Genomic DNA, 20,910 nt, shown 5'->3' on the forward strand with positions numbered 1-20,910 from the left:
CTATGAAAAAATTAATACAAAATACGGTGGCGAAAACGACGCCTAAATTTGGCAAGCCGCGCTTGCTGATACTCGGGTGCGGCGACGTTGGCATGCGCTTGTTGCCGCTATTGCAACAGCGTTATCGGGTATTTGCCGTCACCAGCCAGGCCGCCCGTTGCGCCGAATTGCGTGCCGCCGGCGCGCATCCGGTGCTGGCCGACCTCGACCAACCCCACACTTTGGCGCGTTTGAGCCGGTTGGCAGCAATTGTCGTGCATCTGGCACCGCCGCAATCGGCTGGCAGCAAAGATCAGCGCACCCGCAATCTGGCCGCCATTTTACCCGAGCGGGCGACGCTTGTTTATATCAGTACCAGTGGCGTGTATGGCGATTGCGACGGACGCTCTATCGACGAGACGCAAACGGTCAAACCAAATAATCCGCGCGCCCGGCGTCGGGTCGACGCCGAGCAAGTCTTGCGCGCATGGGCCAAGCGGCGCTCGGGTCGCCTGGCGATCCTGCGCGTGCCCGGGATTTACGCCGCCGATCGCTTGCCAATCGAACGCCTGAAAAAAGGCACTCCGGCCTTGCTTGCCGAAGACGACGTCTACACCAACCATATTCATGCCGATGATCTGGCGCAGATTATTTTCTCGGCGATTTTCAGGGCGGCGCCATCGCGGGTGTATCACGCGGTCGACGATTCTGAGATGAAGATGGCGGCCTATTTCGATGCGGTAGCCGCTGCGTATGGTCTGTCGGCAGCACCGCGTCTGCCGCGCGCGCAATTGGCGCAGCAGGTGTCGCCGATGCTGCTGTCATTCATGTCGGAATCGCGGCGCTTGCAAAACCGGCGCATCAAGGCCGAGTTGGGCGTGCGTCTGCGTTATCCGGATGTGCGCATGGCGCTGGTGCAGATGGCCGCCGATGCAGGTCGCGGCCTGCATGATTAGGTGCGCCGAAGGAGGGCGGATGCGCGCTGTGCTCCGTCCTGTTGACGGCCAAAATGCGGCAGACTCGCATCGATAAGCGCCTTCGACATGCCGAAAATGAAATAAAATAGCTCCCGTTTCCTGCCGCGCAAACCATCGTTGATCCCCAATGAAGTTATCTTTTGATCGTATTCACAAACAATTCTCCGGCCTGGCCGTCGTCGACGATTTCAGTTGCGATATCGACGATGGCGAACTGGTCGCACTGGTCGGTCCATCCGGCTGCGGTAAATCGACCTTGTTGCACCTCGTAGCCGGCCTGGCCGAGGCCAGCAGCGGCAGCGTCCTGGCCGACGGTAAAAAAATCAGCGGTCCGCATCCTGAACGGATGTTGATGTTTCAGGAAAACGCGTTATATCCGTGGCTGACGCTGGAGGCCAATGTCGCCCTGGCCCTGGAACTGCAAAAAATCGGCAAGGCGCAAGCCTGCACGCAAGCGCGGGACTGGCTGGCCAAGGTTAATTTGCAAGGTTTCGAAGCGTATTACCCGCATCAGGTATCCGGCGGCATGCGGCAACGCGCGGCGCTGGCACGCGCATTTATTACCAAACCGCAGGCGTTGTTGCTGGACGAACCTTTTGGCGCGCTCGATGCCTTGACCCGGATGACTTTGCAGGATGCGCTACGCCAGTTGATCCGGGCCGACCGTCCGACCGTGTTGCTGGTGACGCATGACGTTGACGAGGCCCTGTTTCTGGCAGACCGGATTCTGGTGTTCAGTCCGCGCCCGGCCAAGGTGCTGCGTGAATTCAATCTGACCCATCACGAAAAGAGCCACGATCTGTCTGAATTTTCGGCAGTGCGGCGCGAAATATTACGTTTGCTTGGCATTCATGCCGATCAGGACGCATTGGCAAAAACCCTTGAAGGAGTTGGCGTATGAGTATCCATGCACATTTTAAAAAACGGTTGTTGATCCCGGCGCTATTGGTGCTATCGGCGCTGACGATGGCGAGTCAGGCAACTGCCGCCGACAAGTTCAGGATCGGTTATTTGCGCGTGATGGACGACGCCCAGGCGATTGCGGCATTCGAAGGCGGATTTTACAAAAAACACGGTTTGGATGTGGAGTTGGTTGAATTCAAATCCGGCACCGATCTGATCAAGGCGATCCTCGGCGGCCAAATGGATAGCGGCGTGCTGGGCTTCACCAATGCGGTCGCATGGGCGTCAAAAGGCGCGGACCTGAAGGTCGTCGCCGGCGCCCAGCACGGTTACCACGCGCTGGTCGTGCGTGACGACAGCGGCATCAAGGACGTGGCCGGCCTGAAAGGCAAGACCCTGGCGTCGCAGGCTGAAGGCAGCACCGCGGACACCGTCCTGAAAGGCGTCACGCTGAAAGGCGCCGGTCTGAAAGCGGACGACATCAACATCATCGGCGTCAGCCCGCAAGTGGCGGTGCAGTCGCTGGTTGGCAAACGCGTCGACGCGGCATTCCTGTTCGAGCCGCAAGCCAGCATTGCCAAACTGGTAGCGCCGGTCAGGCAGATCTATGAAGTCGGCGCAGTCTGGCCCTTCCCTTGCATGGTCGTGATTACCTCCGGTGCAACGCTGGCCAAGCGCCGCGACGACATCTGGAAATCGCTGGATGCGCAACGCGATGCGATCAATTTGCTGAGCCAGGATCCGGCTGCGGCATCGAAGCTGATCTCCGCTTACTTTATTGCAGAGCCCACCCTGAAAACCCTGAAACACGGCGACTTGCCGCGCGACAAAGTCATTACCGACGCGATTAAAACCCAGACCTTTAACGCGGCCTTGACGCCCAAGGAATTGTCGCGCATGCAGGAACTGGCGAATATTCTGCAAGACCAGGGGTCGCTGAAAACCAGAGACGGCAAACCGTTCAACGTGAAGGGGATTGTCGATCTGGATTGGCAGAAAGCACGCAAGCTGTAATGAGTGCTCCGATGCGTGTTGCCGGTTATCGTAAAAAGCTGGCGATGGTGCTGGCGATTGTGTTGATTTTGTTTGGCTGGCAAATCGCGGCGTGGTCGTTGCCGGACTTTTTGATGCCGGGCGTCGTGCCGGTGTCGCAGCGCCTGTGGCAAGAAATCCAGGCGCCTGAATTCCGTAGCGCGCTATGGGGCAGCCTGACCCGGCTGGGCGCCGGTTATGCCGCTGCGTTGCTGTTCGGGATTGGCTTCGGTCTGATCGGCGCGGTAATGTTTTTCTTTCGCGCAGTGTTGAAGTCGGCGATCATCATTTTGCAGTCGATCCCGTCGATTGCCTGGGTGCCGTTGTTCCTGATCCTGATGGGTTTCGGCAATTTGCCGATTATCGTGGTGGTGGCGATGGCCGCCTTTTTCCCGGCCGCCTTGAGTGTGATGAACGCCACCGAAAGCGTGCAGCAAGTTCACGTCTCAGCCGCGCGGGTGATGGGAGCCGGCCGTTGGGATATGCTCAAGCGGGTGTATCTGCCAGCAGTTATGCCCGAGCTGATCACCGGCGCGCAACTGGCTTTCGGGAATGCCTGGCGGGCGCTGATTTCGGCTGAAATGCTGATCGGTTTCGGCAAAGGCCTGGGGCGCACACTGGCGTATTCAGGTGAAACCGCCGACATGGTGGGCGTGATGACGAATATCCTGGTGATCGCGATTCTGGCTGCGCTGATCGATCAGTTCATTCTGGAAAACCTGAAGCATCGCTTGCTGCGCTATCAGTACGTATAACTTTCAAGATGAAAATCCGCTCGCCGATATTGCGCATGTTGCGCCTGCCTGCCTTGTTGGTACGGCGGCTCGCATGGCTATCGATGGCGGCCATTGTCATGGCGCAGTCGGCGCACGCCGCCGATACCCTGGAGCACATCAGGCAGCGCGGAAAACTGGTGGTCGGCGTCGACTACGTGGTGCCGGCCTATAGCGCCGGCGGGAAGTACCGCACTCCGGAGAATTTCGATGCCGGCGCCGCTGAAGCGCTGGCCCGGCGTCTTGATGTGCGCGTCTCGATGCTGCGCGTCACGCCGCAAAATCGGGCCCGGCTACTGACAGGCGGCAAAGTCGATGTGTTGTTGCTGAGGATCTCGGATGCCGGGGCTGCCGGCCTGCGCAGCACTGCAACATTGGTGACGACAGGCTATCAGGCCCAGCCCAGGTTAATCATGCGCAGCGACACCGATATCAAACAGTGGTCGCAACTCAGGGGGCGCAGTGTCTGCGTATCGGAAGGCAGCCCTTATGTCGGCAGCATGCATGCGCTCTACGGCGCGTTCGAGAAAGTGGTGAAAGCACCCGCCGACGCACTGCTGGCGCTCAGAGTCGGCAGCTGCGACGCCACCGTACATGATGACGCAGTACTCGACGCGATGCTGAAACTGCCCGAGTGGAAAAAGTATTCAGCCAGCTTGCCGTTGACGGGCGCCACGACCAGGCTGGTATTTGCGCTACGTCCGGCTGACGGCGCCTTGCATCTTGCTGTTTCCGGCCTGATGCGCGAATGGTTCGCGAATGGCTACTGGCCGGCAGCGCGCAAGAAATGGGTCAGCGCAGTCGCTTTTGAAGTGTACCTGGACCAGAACGTACCGGACTGCCATTGATTTTCCTCCAAAAGCGGCGCGCCGGGCCGGCGGCGTACCGCTGTTTTTGTCGCTCGCAGCGCGCTATTTCCCCCGATAATTCACTATAAACTTGCTTAATTCACCATCGAATCTATGGAAAAGTTGCCATACAAAAAAATTTAATGCGGCGGCTACCCTGCTAGGATTGCGCTCTGTAAGAGGACGTACGCGCTATGCATCTTCCCCGGTTGCATGCGGAAATCATAAAAATCAACTATACAAAGACAGACGAAAGGAAACGCCATGTACGCACGGACCAAACTTATGATGGTGATGTTGGCAGCGCTCCCGGCGCTTGCCATGGCGCAGGAGACACAAGTGGTACAGATCGGTTTCAGCAGCCCGCTGACAGGCCCGCAGGCAAACGCGGGCGTGGACAATCAAGGCGGTTTGCAGATGGCAATCGACAAGTTGAACAGCCAGGGCATGGTGATCGGCGGCAAAAAGATCAAATTTGAAGCCGTGATGGAAGACGACCAGGCAGATCCGCGTTCGGGTGTCGGCGTCGCCCAGAAACTGGTCGATATGCACGTCAAGGCCATCATCGGACCGTATAACTCCGGCGTCACTATCCCGGCATCGCGCGTCTACAACGAAGGCGGCATCGTGATGGCAACGGTCGCGTCGAATCCAAAAGTCACCCTGCAAGGTTTCACCAACGTGTTCCGCGTCGCCGCCAGCGATAGCCAGCTCGGCGGCAAGATGGCGCTGTACGCAGCCAAGGAACTGAAACTCAAGAAAGTCTCGATTATCGATGATCGCACTGCCTACGGCCAGGGTGTGGCGGAAGAGTTTTCGAAAGTCGCCAAAGCCAACGGCATCACCGTTGTCGGCAACGATTTCACGAACGACAAAGCGACTGATTTCACCGCTATCCTGACCTCGATCAAAGCGAAAAAGCCGGACGCGATTTTCTACGGCGGCTACTCGCCACAAGGCGGTCCAATGACACGTCAGATGAAGCAATTGGGTGTGAACGCCTTGTTGCTCGGCGGTGACGGTATTTGCTCGCCGGAAATGGGGAAACTCGGCGGCGATGCCATTGGCGAACAAGTGTATTGCACCCAAGGTGGCGCGATGCTCGACAAGCTGGCCAGCGGCAAGGCATTCGCAGCTGAATATCAGAAGCGCTTCAATCGTCCGGCTGAAACCTACGCAGCGTCGTTTTACGACGGCATGATGGTGGTGGCACAGGCGATGAAGGCGGCCAATTCCGTTGAGCCGAAGCAATATGTTGCGGCACTGGCCAAGATTAAATACAAAGGCGTTACAGGCGATTATGAGTTTGACGCCAATCATGATCTGAAACAATCGCCGGTGACAGTATTCCGCTTCAAGGGTGGCGTGCCGGTTGCGCTGACCAGCTACTGATCCATGGTGATGTGGCGACACCGGGATTGGTGTTGGCCGGGTAATTAAAAATGTCGTCGCCGTTGTTACGGGGACGACATTTTCATTTGATATATTCCATTTCGCAGAAAATTTGACGCGTTTTTTTCAAGAGAACATCACTATGTTGAGCTACACACGGACCATCCAAACGGTCGATGCGCACACCGGCGGCGAGCCATTGCGCATCGTGATTTCCGGACTGCCGCCGGTGCCGGGAAAGACCATACTTGAACGCCGTTCATGGCTGCAACAGCAGCGTGACGATGTGCGTCAATTTCTGATGAATGAGCCACGCGGCCACGCCGATATGTATGGCGCGTATTTGCTGCCTGCGGTCACGCCGGAGGCCGACTTCGGCGTGATCTTCATCCACAACGAAGGTTACAGCGACATGTGCGGGCACGGCATTATCGCGCTGGGTAAAGTACTGGTCGAACTGAACCATGTCGAGCGCAGCATACCGCTGACCCGGATCGGTTTCGATACGCCGGCCGGCTTTATCGAAGCACAGGTCGAATGGGATGGCACGCGTGTTGGCAACGTGACTTTCCGCAACGTTCCCGCATTCATCTATCAACGCGATGTCGAAGTCGAGACGCCGAGTTTTGGCAAAATCACCGGCGACATCGTGTTCGGTGGCGCTTTCTATTACTACATCAACGCCGACCAGGCCGGGGTCCAGGTCAAACCGGAACAAGTGCGCACGCTGATTCAGCTCGGTGCGGAAACCAAGGCGGCCGTAAAAGCCAAGGTCAGCATCCAGCATCCGCTTGAAGCGGGACTGAATACGCTGTATGGCACGATCGTCGACGGCGCCCCGAACCATCCCGGTGCAGATCAGGCCAACGTATGTATTTTTGCCGATCGTGAAGTAGACCGCTCACCAACCGGTACCGGCACTTCCGGTCGCGCTGCGCAATTGTTTTTCAGAGACAGACTGGCCCTGAATCAGCCGCTGGTCAACGAAAGTATCGTCGGCAGTCGCTTTAGCGTGCGGGTAGTAGGCACCACCAAGGTCGGCGATTTCGATGCCGCGATTACCGAAGTCACCGGGACTGCGCACATCATGGGTTTCAATCAATGGGTGTTGGAGGATGCCGACCCGTTTCCAGAGGGATTCTTCTTGCGTTGATCCAGATAAAGCAGGGCGGATGAACGCAGCGTTGTCCGCCCACTTTGCATGCATCCCCATCAAACCAGCTTCAGAGCCAGAGTTACACTATGCATATCCTAAGCCCGCAACAAACCGCAGCAGCGCTGCCCTATTCGGCACTGGTCCCGGCGATTGCGCTGGCCGCAAGGCAATTGCGCGAGGGCCGGATCAATGCGCCGGAACGGATGGTGGTGGAGATCGACAAGGCCAGCGTGCTGTTATGCATGCCGGCGATCAGCGCCGATGTGAGTGTCACCAAGCTGATCACCGTTCACGCGAACAATGCCGCGCACCAGCTGCCGGCAATTCAGGGCGAAGTGGTGGTGTTTGAAACCGGCACCGGCCGGCGTCTGGCGCTGCTCGACGGTCCGATGGTGTCGGCGCGCCGCACGGCGGCAGTGACTTTGCTGGGTATACAGACGTTGTTGCCGCGCAAGCCTGTATCGGTATTGTTGATCGGCACCGGCGTGCAAGCGGCGGCGCATGCGGAGGCCCTGGTGGATTATTTTGGCGTCAGCAAGTTCTGGGTTGCGGCGCGCGATCCGGATAAAACGCAGGCATTTTGTGATGCGTTACGGCAACGTTATCCGCAGCTCACAGTACAGCCGATTGCCGCCCAAACACTGGACGGCGCTTTGCCAACGACGGATGTCGTGATCGCCTTGACGACATCGCGCAGAGCGGTGATACCGGTGCACGTTGCCGCAGATACCTTGGCCATCGGCGTCGGCGCATTCAAACCGGATATGGCGGAGTTTCCACCGCAACTGCTGCATGCCCGTACAGTGATAGTGGATTATCTGGCCGGCGCCAAACACGAAGCGGGCGATTTGTTGCAGGCGCAAGTCGATTGGTCTGCGGTGCGCGAGTTGCCTGAAGTATTGGCGCAACCGTGGATCCAGACCGACCCGTTGCCTGTATTTAAAACGGTCGGTCATGCGGCCTGGGATCTGGCTGCGGCACGGGTGGCGATAGCGTCGCTGGCATCGGAAAAGCCTGCGCCATAGCCTCCGCAGATCACTTCGCCAAGGCGGGAGCCATGCCTCGCATGGCCCTTGTGTTGCGTGTTGTGTTTCAACTCAGCATTGAACTTTCCTTTTTAAGACGCGGTCTATCGAGAGCCTGTTTTGCATACGCATGGCGTATTTGCCTGCCACCGCGGATTCTTGATTCTCCGTGCCCGGTGCCGCCAGTTTTGAGTGGGCGGTGCTTAAATTTTTTAAGGAGTTCTTATGCTGAAATTACGCAATATATTGATGGCTTCCGCCATTGCCGCCTGTGCCAGCGCCGCTGTTGCGCAAACTGCTGCACCTGCCGCAGATCCAAGCATGGCGCCAGACGCAGCTATGCCAGCTCCAGCTCCAGCCGCAGCTCCAGCTCCAGCCGCGTCTATGCCAGCCCCAGCTCCAGCGACCAACATGGTGCCGATTCCTGGCACTGACCAATCAATGATGAATCGTTTCGATGATCCGTTGGTGAAAGCGCGGGTCGCTAGAAGCGGAGGTAAATAGAAGCAGAAGCTAGAAGCAGAAGCGGAGGTAAGTCCGGCGATATGTCCAAGACCGCAAAGTAATGGACGCGCGTTGATTTGCATGCCGGCATCATCGGCGACGGATTAACGCAATAATCAACAACGCCTGCTGTGTGCACAGCAGGCGTTGTTGCAATTAGTCATTGCGCTTGCAGTGCATGTTGCTGCAGATCAAGCGCCTATCCAAGGCAGGCCTGCCTTGCACCAGCCACTGACAGACTTGCGATGCCCCGCGGCATCTTTGTCGCCTTCGAATCCCTCCAGAATATTAAAGCTGTTGGTATACCCATGTTCGGTTGCCAGCTTCGCAGCGTGTTGGGAGCGGACACCGGAGCGGCACAGGAATACCAACGTCGTACCTTTTTCTGCGATCTGGGCTAACTGGCCAAGAAAATCCGGATTTGGCGTGCCGCCCGGATATTGTGTCCATTGCACCGCGGCGTGCTGCCTGTCATTAATCGCGACCCTGCCAACCCAGTCGCGTTCGGCATTGGTTCGCACATCCACCAATATTGCGCCTGGATCGGCTTCCAGTAACGCGTACGTCTCGGCCGGTGTCAGCGCCCCGGCGTAGGGAAATTTTCCAGCTTGACCGCGTTCGCGGCCGATTTCCAGCAAGTCGGCTGCAGTACTCATGTTGTGTCTCCTATGCAATAGTCGGGATGATGAATGAATTATACAAAGGCCTTAGAAAATGTCGACTTGCCACGTGCGCACCAATAAAGAGCAAAACATGTCTTTTCGCATGAATGCGCACAATATTGGTGCTTTAATTTTCGTATGCCCCGAAATGGGGCGGGCAATAGTTGCCGATCGCTACCTATGACGATCTATTGTGCTTGATTACGCCGACAAACTGACAAATTGCGACAACGAATAAGTAGCTGCGCGGAAACGGATGGTGGCATGGATTCTGCTATCATTCCCGGTTGAATTCTAGCTGTATCGTATTCTTGCCGTATTGGTGTGCTTATGTCTGGCTCAGGCGTCGCTTGAGTGGTTGAATCGGCGGCTCACCGCATTTATAAACAAATTTGCAATTTTATTTACAACATTCGCAGTACTTTCTGATATTAGGAGATTCACATGGCAATGACGGCCGCAGAAGTCTTGAAGATGGTGAAAGACAACGAAGTGAAGTTCGTTGATTTTCGCTTTGCTGATACCAAAGGCAAGGAGCAGCACGTAACTGTCCCTGTTTCCCATTTTGACATGGACAAGTTTGAGTCCGGTCATGCTTTTGATGGTTCTTCAATTGCCGGCTGGAAGGGTATCGAAGCGTCAGACATGTTGCTGATGCCGGATCCAAACACCGCGAACATCGACCCGTTCATGGAAGAAACCACATTGTTCATGCAATGTGACGTGATCGAGCCATCCGATGGCAAAGGTTACGACCGTGACCCGCGTTCGATCGCCAAGCGCGCTGAAGCGTATCTGAAATCGTCTGGCCTGGGCGACACCGCTTACTTCGGTCCAGAGCCGGAATTCTTTATTTTCGATGATGTCCGTTGGGGCGCCGACATGTCGGGTAGCTTCGTCAAGATCGGTTCGGAAGAAGCATCGTGGAGCACAGGCGCCAAGCTTCCAAACGGCAACACCGGTCACCGTCCAACTGTCAAAGGCGGTTACTTCCCGGTGCCACCGGTCGACAGCTTCCAGGACATGCGTTCGGAAATGTGTCTGATCCTGGAATCGCTCGGTATCCCGGTTGAAGTGCATCACCACGAAGTGGCCGGCGCTGGTCAAAATGAAATCGGCACCAAATTTTCGACGCTGACAGAGCGCGCCGACTGGACCCAAAACCTGAAGTATGTGGTCTGGAACGTAGCGCATACCTACGGTAAGACAGCGACTTTCATGCCTAAGCCTATCGTTGGCGATAACGGTTCCGGCATGCACGTGCACCAATCCGTATGGAAAGATGGCAAGAACCTGTTCGCAGGCGACGGTTATGCCGGTCTGTCGGAATTCGCGCTGTTCTACATCGGCGGCATCATCAAGCATGCAAAAGCACTGAACGCGATCACCAACCCGGGCACCAACTCGTACAAGCGTCTGGTTCCTGGCTACGAAGCACCAGTCAAGCTGGCGTACTCGGCACGTAACCGTTCCGCTTCGATCCGTATTCCACACGTTTCGAATCCGAAAGGCCGTCGCGTTGAAGCGCGTTTCCCGGATCCACTGGCGAACCCGTACCTGTGTTTCTCGGCATTGCTGATGGCTGGTCTGGACGGCGTCCAGAACAAGATCCATCCAGGCGAAGCAGCATCGAAAGATCTGTATCATCTGCCACCAGAAGAAGACAAGCTGATCCCAACCGTTTGCGCATCGTTGGAAGAAGCGCTGGAAGCGTTGGACAAGGATCGCGAATTCCTGACGCGCGGCGGTGTGTTCAGCGACAGCATGATCGACGCTTACCTGGAATTGAAGATGCAGGAAGTACAGCGTTTCCGCATGGCGACGCACCCGATTGAATTCGACATGTACTACTCGCTATAAGCTAAACAGGCTAAGTTGTAAAAAAGGACAGGAAAAGTTTACTTTTCCTGTCCTTTTGCTTTGTAGCGGAAATACCCATTGATGCTGCCGATTTCGACAGAATACCCTGCCGGTTTGTCATGACCGACGGGTTTGGCATAAACTAGCGTTTTGATTGAATTGCGAAGAGAATCTATGAAGCGCCTCATTCCGGGAATTCTGATAGTTGCCGCCATCAGTGCAGGCAGCGGATCTGCCCACGCGGAAAGCACTGTCTATCTTTGCATAGACGAGCACGGCACCAAGGAATATAAAAATACTGGAGATACCAAGGGCTGCAAGAAGGTCAACTTGCCTGCGTTGACAGTGACCGCGCCGGCGCGTCCGGCAGAGTCTGCGAATAAGCCGCAACCGGCGACACCATCGGATTTTCCTAAAGTGGATGGCGGCACACAGAAGGCGCGTGACAACGACCGCCGTCAGATTTTGCAGGACGAACTGAAGTCGGAGCAACAGAAGCTCGTCGGCTTGGAAAAGGAGTACAACAATGGTGCGCCGGAACGTCTGGGCAATGAACGCAACTATGCCAAATATCAGGACCGCGTCGCATCGATGAAAGATGACCTGGCGCGTGCACAAAAAAATATTGATGCACTAAATCGGGAACTGTTGAATCTGAAATAATGATTTTGATCAAAAATAGCGCTTGGTATTAACTTTGCTTATCTAAAAGGCCGCGTATGCGGCCTTTATTTTTTATGGCTACTATTGTAGAAGCCTGTAAGCGTGCAGCGGATTGCACCAAATAGCAGCGCAACGTCGCAAGTAGTGCTGGCTGCCAACTTCATGTAAAGAGATTTTCGGATGCCAATCAAAGTGGCTGTACTGACAGCAACGGACGGACTCGATCTGCTGGCCTCGGCGGTCCTGTTGCTGGACCGGCAAGGGCGCGTTGTATACGCCAATCCGGCGGCAGAAAACCTGCTCGAGAGTTCGATCAAAGCGCTGACACAGCAAAAGCTGACAGATTTGTTTTTAAACGGGGAGCAGCTGGCTGCCGTGTTTCAGCAGGCGCTGGCGCATCAGTTTGATGACCTGCGTCAGGATCTGATTCTGGAGCGCATCGGCCGTGAACCGCTATGGGTCGACACGATTGCCACCGCGCTCGACAATCCGGCGACACCGGTCCTGATTGAACTGCGTGAAAACGTCCAGCAGCTCAAGCTGGAGAGGGAAGAGCGATTGCTCGATCAGAGCCAGGTCAACAAGGAGTTGATACGCAATCTGGCCCATGAAATCAAAAATCCGCTCGGCGGCATTCGCGGCGCCGCGCAGTTGCTGGAACTTGAACTACCGGAGCGGCAGCTGAAAGAACTGCGCGAATACACCCAGGTCATTATCAAGGAAGCCGATCGCCTGCAGACACTGGTGGACCGTCTGCTGGCACCGCACCGCCTGGCGCACATCGTCGGCGATGTGGATATCCATGAAGTATGCGAACGCGTGCGCAGTCTGATCGTGGCCGAATTCCCGCACGGCCTGACGATCAAGCGCGATTACGACCTGTCGATTCCGCAGTTTCGCGGCGACAAGGAACAACTGATACAGGCGATACTCAACATTGCCCACAATGCCGCGCAGGCGTTGGCCGACAGGATACAAAGCGGCGATGCCGATCTCACATTTCAGACCCGGGTGGTACGCCAGGTGACGCTGGCCAAAGTCCGTTACCGCCTGGCACTAGACTTGCATATCATCGACAATGGACCGGGTATTCCGACCGACATTCAGGAACGCATTTTTTATCCGCTGGTGTCAGGGCGTGATGGCGGCAGCGGTTTAGGACTGACGCTGGCACAGACCTTTGTACAACAGCACATGGGGGTAATCGAATGCGAAAGTCGGCCGGGATGTACCGATTTCAGGGTGTTGATACCGCTACCCTAATGGCGCCGCGCAGGATCGGTGGCGCGTAGCGGTAATCAGCACTCCACAGGATGCCAACTGCAAGACTATTAGAAGCCGGGAACACATATGAAACCAATCTGGATTGTTGACGACGACGAATCGATACGATGGGTGCTTGAAAAAGCCCTGGCGCGCGAAAATCTGGTGACCAAGAGTTTTTCGAACGCACGTGATGCGATGGACGCGCTGCAATCCGCTACGCCGCAGGTGCTGGTCTCGGATATCCGCATGCCGGGTGCATCCGGACTGGAACTGCTGCAAACCATCAAAGCCAAACATCCGGGTGTGCCGGTCATCATCATCACCGCATTTTCGGATCTCGATTCAGCTGTTGCGGCGTTCCAGGGCGGTGCCTTTGAATATCTGGCGAAACCGTTTGATCTGGATAAAGCGGTCGAGCTGATTCGTCGTGCGCTGGATGAAAGTTTGCGCGAAGTGAATGTGGAGCAGGCCTCTGCCGACACGCCGGAAATCCTCGGTCAGGCACCGGCGATGCAGGACGTATTTCGTGCCATCGGCCGTTTGTCGCAATCGAATGTGACGGTGCTGATCACCGGCGAATCGGGCACCGGTAAAGAGCTGGTCGCACGCGCGTTGCACAAGCACAGCCCACGCGCAGCGCAGCCTTTTATCGCGTTGAATACGGCGGCTATTCCGAAGGATTTGCTGGAGTCGGAATTGTTCGGCCATGAGCGTGGCGCGTTTACCGGCGCACAGGCGTCGCGGCGCGGCCGCTTCGAGCAAGCCGAAGGCGGCACCCTGTTTCTGGATGAAATCGGCGACATGCCGTTTGATCTGCAAACGCGCCTGTTACGGGTTTTGTCGGATGGCCATTTCTATCGTGTCGGCGGTCATCAGTCAATGAAAGCCAACGTGCGGGTGATTGCCGCCACCCATCAGAATCTGGAAACGCGGGTACGCGAAGGTTTGTTCCGTGAAGATTTGTATCACCGCCTGAACGTGATTCGGCTGCGTTTGCCAAGCCTGCGCGAAAGGCGTGAAGATATCCCGATCCTGACCCGTCATTTCCTCGGACAAAGTGCCAAACAACTCGGTGTGGAAAGCAAGCGTGTCTCCGATAGCGCGATGCGCTTCATGAGCAATCTTGATTTGCCCGGCAACGTACGGCAACTGGAAAACCTGTGCAACTGGATCACCGTGATGGCTCCCGGTCAAACGGTGGAAATCAAGGATTTGCCGCAGGAACTGCTGGCCGAAAACGAACCGCTGAGCGCTGAAGCGCCCCTCAGCGTGCATCCTTCAGCGTCGCTGCCTGCTTTCGATCAGAATTCCCCGGCACCTGCGACCGCAGCCGGTCACGACGAACACTCCCGTAGCGCCGAGTTGTCGGAGGTGGCTTCCGCCGAGCGTCAAAGCTGGATTAGCTTGCTTGAAGCCGAAGCCGCCGCGATGCTGACCGGCGGCGCTACCGATGTGATGGATGTGCTGGGTCGACAGTTTGAATCCGCCCTCATCAAGATCGCGCTGAAACATACGCACGGTCGTAAAAACGACGCTGCTGTCCGTCTGGGCATAGGCCGCAACACCATCACGCGCAAGATTCAGGAACTCGGGATCGCCGGCGCCAAAGACGATTAATCGGGAGAAATGCGGGGGAATACGCCGAACCGGGCGGGCGCCAGTAAAATAGGACGGTGATCATTTATGTAAAGTAAACAATGCGCCTCGCTATCTTGTCTGATTTGCACCTTACCGTGGCCGACATGGCAGTCCCGCACAGCGCTTGCGATGTCGTGATTCTGGCAGGTGACATCGCGCGTCCACAGCAGGCGATCGCCTGGGCAAGCCAGTTCAGCGTACCGGTCATCTATGTGCCGGGCAATCACGAGTATTACGGCGGCAGCCTGAGCGGTACGCTGGCGACCTTGCGCGCACTTGCGGCCAGCAGCAACATACATATTCTGGAACGGGATGAGTTGCGTCTGAACGGTGTGCGCTTCCTTGGGTGCACATTGTGGACAGATTTCCGTTTGCTGCCTGACGCCGAAGAACGTGAAGCCTCAATGACGATGGCCAGCCAGACCGTGCGGGATTTCAGCAGGATCAGGTTGAATGACAGCAGCGATGCGCTGTTTACGCCGCTCATCTCGCGGCAGATTTTTGATCAGTCCGTCGCATGGCTGGAACAAAAATTTGCGCAGGCTTTCAGTGGCACAACCGTGGTTGTCTCGCACCATGCCCCGGCGACCGCGAGCATCAATCCGAAATATGCAGGATCGCCCTTCAATCCGTGTTTTGTCTCGGATATGGAAGAAAGGCTGGCGGCCTGGGCGCCGGCGTTATGGGTGCATGGCCATATGCATGACAGGTCCGATTATCGGGTGCAAAACACACGTGTCGTCTGCAATCCACGCGGATATGCCCGGGAAGGCGTACCGGAAAATCGATTGTTCGACCCCAATCTGGTGATCCAGATATGATCAGGCCGGCGCGCCCTGTCGAGATCATGGGATCGTGCATCTCAGCTATGGACCGAACCGATTAATTCCGAAGCGACGTTAACGTCCCCATTCAAGAAGCGCATTACTGTGTACCCGACTCTCTATACCTTCCGCCGTTGTCCCTACGCGATCCGCGCACGCCTGGCCGTCAAGGCCAGCGCTGTCCAGGTGGATATGCACGAGGTCAGCTTGCGCAATAAGCCGCAGGCGCTGCTGGACTGTTCTCCGAAAGGCACTGTGCCCGTCCTGCGGTTGCCTGACGGCACGGTGATCGAGCAAAGCCTGGATATCATGAAGTGGGCGCTGGCGGTCAATGATCCGCAGCAATGGATGGACGGTCGCAGCGAATTGTCGGCAGAGGCTGCAGCATTGATCGAACAAAACGATGGCAGGTTCAAGCAGGATCTCGATCGTTACAAATACGCTGAGCGTTTTCCCGCGTTTCCTGCGGGGCACTATCGAGAGCAGGGCGGTTTGTTCCTGTCGGCGTTAAATGACCGCCTGGCTCAACATGCCTGTTTGATGAGCGATCGGCTTAGTTTTGCCGATATGGCGATATTCCCGTTTGTCCGGCAGTTTGCGCATGTTGATAAAGAATGGTTTTACGCCAATGCCGACACGCATTTAATTCGCTGGCTGGATGGGTTGCTGGAATCCGCCTTGTTCATCTCGGTGATGGAGAAGACGCGATGACCGAAAACATGCAGAAAATCAGGTTTTTCCGGTCGCGTATTCCCGCATTCGAATGCGTTCCCGGCTGCCATGATTGCTGTGGACCGGTGAAGGCTTCGTCAGAAGAGATGGCAAGACTGCCTGTCAAAAGTGATGCAGAGCATGATGCTGCGCTCGCCGCTTTAAGTTGTCCGCATCTCGGCGACCATGGCTGCCAGGTCTATGACGACCGGCCCATCATCTGTCGTTTGTTTGGCACCACGCCACGACTCGCGTGCCCGAACGGGATGCGCCCGGATGCCATGATCGATACGCGGATCGAGGCAAAGATCGACCGGTTTTTTCGCGAGGTACGGCACGTACTGGTTTGAGACGTGCAGTGCGTCGAGAATAAAATTATTCGTCCGTCGGCGAATTATGTGGGCTCGGAAGACTTAAAATTTGTGCCAATTGGCAAGCGGAAATAAGCGCCCTGAATGGGGCGTCGTTAAGGTCCCTTTAAGCCAACTATCTAACACCCCCTCATCTCAGGAGAAAAAATGACTGTTCGCCGCATTGCTGTAAATACCACTACTCGTCTCGTCACGACGCTGACTTCGGCGCTGGCCATGACGGCCCTGCTGGCGTCCTGCGGCTCGTCGGTGCCGCTGAAGGAGAGTCGGACGGCAGCCGAACGTCCGGCAGCCGGAGCGCGGCTGACATCCGCGACGCTGGTTACCGGGAAGTTTAATTGCGAATTAGGTAACAAGGTTGAAGTCGAGTCGCATGCCGGAAACGCTGCGCAATTAACCTGGAAAGGGAAAACGTACGCGATGACACCGGTCTCGACTTCCACCGGTGCGGTGCGTTTCGAAAATCAGGCCAGCGGTCTGGTATGGATCCAGATTCCAGCCAAGTCGATGTTGTTGAATACCCGGCAGGGCGCGCAACTGGCGAACGAATGCAGGCTGCGTTAAGAGCCGGTAAGCAACGGCATCAATTAACAATCTTCGATAACAGCATCAGCCATCCATCACCAAGGAAAAAAATGTCTGCCCATATTTCCAACGTGCGTCCAAAATACGACAAGGTGCTGATCGATATCGTCGATTATGTGACCAAGTACAAGATAGTCTCGAAAGTAGCCTACGACACTGCGCGTAACTGCCTGATCGATACACTGGGATGTGGTTTGGAAGCGTTGGAATATCCGGCGTGCAAAAAATTGATGGGGCCGATCGTGCCGGGTACGGTGGTGCCAAACGGTGCCAAAGTACCGGGTACGCAATTTCAGCTGGACCCGGTTCAGGCCGCGTTCAACATTGGCATGATGATTCGCTGGCTCGATTTCAACGATACCTGGCTGGCCGCCGAGTGGGGTCATCCATCGGACAACCTGGGGGGCATCCTGGCAACTGCCGACTGGCTGTCACGCAACGCGGTCGCCGCCGGCAAGAAGCCGCTGACAATGAAAGACGTGTTGACCGGCATGATCAAGGCACATGAAATTCAAGGCTGTATCGCGCTCGAAAATTCATTCAATAAAGTAGGTCTGGATCACGTGCTGCTGGTCAAAGTCGCATCCAGCGCGGTAGTCGCTGACATGCTCGGTCTGACCCGTGAAGAAACGCTGAATGCGGTGTCGCTGGCATGGGTCGATGGCCAGTCGCTGCGTACCTATCGCCACGCGCCAAATACCGGCTCGCGCAAATCCTGGGCCGCAGGCGATGCGACCTCGCGCGCAGTACGTCTGGCGCTGATGGCGAAGACCGGCGAGATGGGCTATCCATCGGTACTGACCGCCAAGACCTGGGGTTTTTACGACGTCCTGTTCAAAGGCCAGCCGTTCAAATTCCAGCGCAAGTATGCATCGTATGTGATGGAAAACGTGCTGTTCAAGATTTCCTTCCCGGCCGAGTTCCACGCGCAAACGGCGGTCGAAGCAGCGATGACATTGCATCAGCAGCTGGCGCAAGCGGGTAAAGCGGTCGAGGACATCAAACAGATCACGATCCGTACCCACGAAGCCTGCATCCGCATCATTGACAAAAAAGGTCCGCTCAACAATCCGGCCGACCGCGATCACTGCATCCAGTACATGGTTGCGCTGCCATTGATCTTCGGCCGTCTGACTGCGGGCGATTATGAAAACCGGATCGCCGCCGACCAACGCATCGACGTCCTGCGCGACAAGATCGTCTGTGTCGAAGATCCGGCTTTCACCAAGGATTATCACGATCCGAAGAAGCGTTCGATCGCGAATGCGCTGACGGTTGAATTCAAGGACGGCAAGAAACTGAAAGAAATCGTGGTTGAATATCCGGTCGGCCATGCGCGTCGCCGCAAGGAAGGGATTCCACTGCTGGAAGATAAATTCAAGATCAATCTGGCGCGCCAGTTCCCGATCAGGCAGCAGCAAAAAATTCTGGAGGTGTCACTCGATCAGAAAAAACTGGAAGCGATGGCGGTTAACGAGTATATGGATTTATACGTCATTTAATTCTCGGTTCCCACCTTGGCCGGTCAGTTTTGGCTGAGATGACGGTTTTTAGAGACGTCCATTCGCGAGGAGATAGCATGAGTTACGCCAGCCTGTACCAACGATCGGTCGATGATCCACAAACATTCTGGGCCGAGCAAGCCAGAAGAATCGACTGGCATCAGCCCTTTACTCAAGTTCTCGACTATACCAAGCCCCCGTTCACCAAATGGTTCGTCGGCGGCACCACCAATTTGTGCCATAACGCAGTCGACCGCTGGGTCGCCACACGCGGCGAGCAGGCGGCACTGATCGCGATTTCGACTGAAACCAACAGTGAGCGCGTGTATACCTATCGAGAACTGCAGGCGGAGGTGGTGCGCGCCGCAGCCATCCTGCAATCGTTCGGCGTAGGGCGGGGCGACCGCGTGCTGATTTACATGCCGATGATCGCCGAAGCCGCATTTGTGATGCTGGCCTGCGCCCGCATCGGTGCGGTACATTCGGTGGTGTTCGGCGGCTTTGCCGCACATAGCCTGGCGACGCGCATTGACGATGCCAGGCCCAAGTTGATCGTCTCCGCGGATGCCGGCTCGCGCGGCGGCAAAGTCGTGCCGTACAAGGGTTTGCTGGACGATGCGATCAATCTCGCACAGCACAAGCCGGGGCACGTGCTGCTGGTCAATCGCGGCCTGGCGGAGATGCCGTTGACTGCCGGTCGGGATGTCGATTTCGCGCAACAACGCGCGCTGCATATGGATGCTCGCGTGCCGGTAGTCTGGCTGGAATCGAATGCGCTTTCTTATGTTCTGTACACCTCGGGCACCACCGGCAAACCCAAGGGCGTGCAGCGCGATGTCGGCGGCCAGGCGGTGGCGCTGGCGACCTCGATGGACTATATTTTCCGCGGCAAGGCTGGCGGTACTTTTTTCAGCACTTCAGACATTGGCTGGGTCGTCGGCCATTCTTACATCGTCTACGGGCCGTTGATGGCTGGCATGGCGACCATCATGTACGAGGGATTGCCAACTTCTCCCGATGGCGGCGTCTGGTGGAGCATCGTCGAGAAATATAAGGTGACGCAGATGTTTTCGGCGCCGACTGCGATCCGGGTATTGAAAAAGCAGCCCGCGGAATTGCTGAAGAAATATGACGTGTCATCGCTGCAAGCATTGTTTCTGGCCGGCGAACCGCTGGATGAAACGACCTCCAACTGGATTGCCGGCGCGCTCGGCGTGCCGATTATCGACAATTACTGGCAAACCGAATCCGGCTGGCCGATGCTGACCATCGCCAAAAACATCGAAGACAAACCGACCCGGCTCGGTAGTCCCGGCGTCCCGATGTACGGCTACAAGATGGCGCTGCTGAATGAATCCACCGGTGAACTTTGCGGCGCCAACGAAAAAGGGGTGTTGGTGGTGGAGGGGCCGCTGCCACCCGGTTGTCTGCAAACCATTTATGGTGACGACGATCGTTTTGTCAGCACCTACTGGTCGAATTTCGCGCGTCATGTCTACTCCACCTTTGACTGGGGCATCCGCGATGACGATGGCTATTATTTCATCCTGGGGCGTACCGACGATGTCATCAATGTCGCCGGACATCGGCTGGGTACGCGAGAAATTGAAGAGAGTATTTCCAGTCATCCGAACGTTTCGGAAGTGGCGGTGGTCGGTGTCGAAGATAAGTTGAAAGGGCAGGTTGCGGTGGCGTTTGTGATCCTCAAGGATGGCGGCGGGCTGACCGATGCGGCGGCCCGACTGACTATGGAAAAAGAGATCATGGGCGTGGTCGACCAGCAGATCGGTGCGGTGGGGCGGCCTGCGCGGGTGTACTTCGTCAGCCTGTTGCCGAAGACGCGTTCCGGCAAGTTGTTGCGGCGCTCGATTCAGGCGATTTGCGAAGGGCGTGATCCGGGCGATTTGACGACGATTGAGGATCCCGCTTCGTTGCAGCAGATTCGGGAGGCGCTGACGAGTTAGGAGGGGAGCGCAGCTATACGGAGTGCCTTGCGCCGGGTGACGCGGAGGCAATCCAGCGTCCACAGAGTGTCTGATTCAGGCATTGCCCAGAGTATATTGTAGAAATTGCATCTGATTTTCTTCGTTATGTTCGCCAACGCGTTGCCAGCCACCGCATGTTTGCCAATAGCGCGTTATCATTGCACTGATTTGCTGTGCCGATTTCGGGCTATCCGGCTCGTGTCGTGCAGTCAGACAGACGGTTTGGCGCCAGCAGGTTTTTTCCCCCATCATCT

20 protein-coding genes are annotated in these 20,910 nt (G+C 56.4%); 18 read left to right on the plus strand and 2 right to left on the minus strand.

Going from position 1 to position 20,910, the window contains the following annotated elements; translation table 11 throughout:
- Positions 1 to 2: 2 nt before the first annotated feature.
- From AC3CHX_RS02580 to AC3CHX_RS02615, 8 genes are all read left to right on the plus strand, one after another.
- Complete coding sequence (locus AC3CHX_RS02580; protein WP_488642548.1) at positions 3 to 935, plus strand: SDR family oxidoreductase; 933 nt, start codon at positions 3 to 5, stop codon at positions 933 to 935.
- 148 nt (positions 936 to 1,083) lie between these two features.
- Entirely contained in the window at positions 1,084 to 1,857 is a 774-nt protein-coding gene (locus tag AC3CHX_RS02585; protein WP_488642549.1) for an ABC transporter ATP-binding protein, read from the plus strand.
- A 65-nt stretch (positions 1,858 to 1,922) separates the two neighbouring features.
- Positions 1,923 to 2,873 (plus strand): ABC transporter substrate-binding protein, encoded by a 951-nt coding sequence (locus AC3CHX_RS02590; RefSeq protein ID WP_488644704.1) that lies wholly within the window; start codon positions 1,923 to 1,925, stop codon positions 2,871 to 2,873.
- Positions 2,873 to 3,646: an ABC transporter permease gene (locus tag AC3CHX_RS02595; protein WP_488642550.1), complete on the plus strand. Its 774-nt coding sequence runs from the start codon at positions 2,873 to 2,875 to the stop codon at positions 3,644 to 3,646. Before AC3CHX_RS02590 ends, AC3CHX_RS02595 begins: the two co-directional genes overlap by 1 nt.
- Before the next feature lie 8 nt (positions 3,647 to 3,654).
- The gene (locus tag AC3CHX_RS02600; protein ID WP_488642551.1) at positions 3,655 to 4,512 is read left to right on the plus strand and encodes a transporter substrate-binding domain-containing protein; all 858 of its coding nucleotides are present in this window, start codon (positions 3,655 to 3,657) and stop codon (positions 4,510 to 4,512) included.
- A gap of 264 nt (positions 4,513 to 4,776) precedes the next feature.
- Positions 4,777 to 5,904, plus strand: coding sequence for a branched-chain amino acid ABC transporter substrate-binding protein (locus tag AC3CHX_RS02605; RefSeq protein WP_488642552.1), 1,128 nt, complete (start codon positions 4,777 to 4,779; stop codon positions 5,902 to 5,904).
- A gap of 142 nt (positions 5,905 to 6,046) precedes the next feature.
- A complete protein-coding gene (gene lhpH, locus AC3CHX_RS02610) occupies positions 6,047 to 7,057 on the plus strand; it encodes a trans-3-hydroxy-L-proline dehydratase (protein WP_488642553.1) in 1,011 nt (336 codons plus the stop codon).
- An 89-nt stretch (positions 7,058 to 7,146) separates the two neighbouring features.
- Complete coding sequence (locus AC3CHX_RS02615; protein ID WP_488642554.1) at positions 7,147 to 8,085, plus strand: delta(1)-pyrroline-2-carboxylate reductase family protein; 939 nt, start codon at positions 7,147 to 7,149, stop codon at positions 8,083 to 8,085.
- Positions 8,086 to 8,297: 212 nt separating this feature from the next.
- Here the strand turns inward: AC3CHX_RS02615 and AC3CHX_RS02620 are convergent, their stop codons facing one another.
- A complete protein-coding gene (locus AC3CHX_RS02620; RefSeq protein ID WP_488642555.1) occupies positions 8,298 to 8,672 on the minus strand; it encodes a hypothetical protein in 375 nt (124 codons plus the stop codon).
- Between the two features lie 108 nt (positions 8,673 to 8,780).
- A complete protein-coding gene (locus AC3CHX_RS02625; protein ID WP_488642556.1) occupies positions 8,781 to 9,245 on the minus strand; it encodes a rhodanese-like domain-containing protein in 465 nt (154 codons plus the stop codon).
- Between the two features lie 450 nt (positions 9,246 to 9,695).
- Here AC3CHX_RS02625 and glnA point away from each other — a divergent pair, with 450 nt between their 5' ends.
- The 10 genes from glnA to AC3CHX_RS02675 all read left to right on the plus strand — a co-directional run bounded on the left by glnA (position 9,696) and on the right by AC3CHX_RS02675 (position 20,635).
- Entirely contained in the window at positions 9,696 to 11,111 is a 1,416-nt protein-coding gene (gene glnA, locus AC3CHX_RS02630; protein ID WP_488642557.1) for a type I glutamate--ammonia ligase, read from the plus strand.
- Between the two features lie 174 nt (positions 11,112 to 11,285).
- Positions 11,286 to 11,774, plus strand: a complete 489-nt coding sequence (locus tag AC3CHX_RS02635) for a DUF4124 domain-containing protein (RefSeq protein WP_488642558.1) — start codon at positions 11,286 to 11,288, stop codon at positions 11,772 to 11,774.
- Between the two features lie 180 nt (positions 11,775 to 11,954).
- The gene (gene glnL / locus AC3CHX_RS02640; protein ID WP_488642559.1) at positions 11,955 to 13,037 is read left to right on the plus strand and encodes a nitrogen regulation protein NR(II); all 1,083 of its coding nucleotides are present in this window, start codon (positions 11,955 to 11,957) and stop codon (positions 13,035 to 13,037) included.
- 87 nt (positions 13,038 to 13,124) lie between these two features.
- Positions 13,125 to 14,657: a nitrogen regulation protein NR(I) gene (gene ntrC / locus AC3CHX_RS02645; protein ID WP_488642560.1), complete on the plus strand. Its 1,533-nt coding sequence runs from the start codon at positions 13,125 to 13,127 to the stop codon at positions 14,655 to 14,657.
- 80 nt (positions 14,658 to 14,737) lie between these two features.
- Positions 14,738 to 15,499 (plus strand): metallophosphoesterase family protein, encoded by a 762-nt coding sequence (locus tag AC3CHX_RS02650; RefSeq protein WP_488642561.1) that lies wholly within the window; start codon positions 14,738 to 14,740, stop codon positions 15,497 to 15,499.
- A 108-nt stretch (positions 15,500 to 15,607) separates the two neighbouring features.
- Positions 15,608 to 16,213 (plus strand): glutathione S-transferase, encoded by a 606-nt coding sequence (locus tag AC3CHX_RS02655; protein ID WP_488642562.1) that lies wholly within the window; start codon positions 15,608 to 15,610, stop codon positions 16,211 to 16,213.
- Complete coding sequence (locus AC3CHX_RS02660) at positions 16,210 to 16,563, plus strand: YkgJ family cysteine cluster protein (RefSeq protein ID WP_488642563.1); 354 nt, start codon at positions 16,210 to 16,212, stop codon at positions 16,561 to 16,563. The genes AC3CHX_RS02655 and AC3CHX_RS02660 overlap by 4 nt, the downstream gene beginning before the upstream one ends.
- A gap of 168 nt (positions 16,564 to 16,731) precedes the next feature.
- Positions 16,732 to 17,148: a hypothetical protein gene (locus AC3CHX_RS02665; protein WP_488642564.1), complete on the plus strand. Its 417-nt coding sequence runs from the start codon at positions 16,732 to 16,734 to the stop codon at positions 17,146 to 17,148.
- Between the two features lie 71 nt (positions 17,149 to 17,219).
- The gene (locus tag AC3CHX_RS02670; RefSeq protein WP_488642565.1) at positions 17,220 to 18,671 is read left to right on the plus strand and encodes a bifunctional 2-methylcitrate dehydratase/aconitate hydratase; all 1,452 of its coding nucleotides are present in this window, start codon (positions 17,220 to 17,222) and stop codon (positions 18,669 to 18,671) included.
- Between the two features lie 77 nt (positions 18,672 to 18,748).
- Entirely contained in the window at positions 18,749 to 20,635 is a 1,887-nt protein-coding gene (locus AC3CHX_RS02675) for a propionate--CoA ligase (protein ID WP_488642566.1), read from the plus strand.
- Positions 20,636 to 20,910: the final 275 nt, after the last annotated feature.

Source organism: Glaciimonas sp. OK215 (assembly GCF_057787885.1).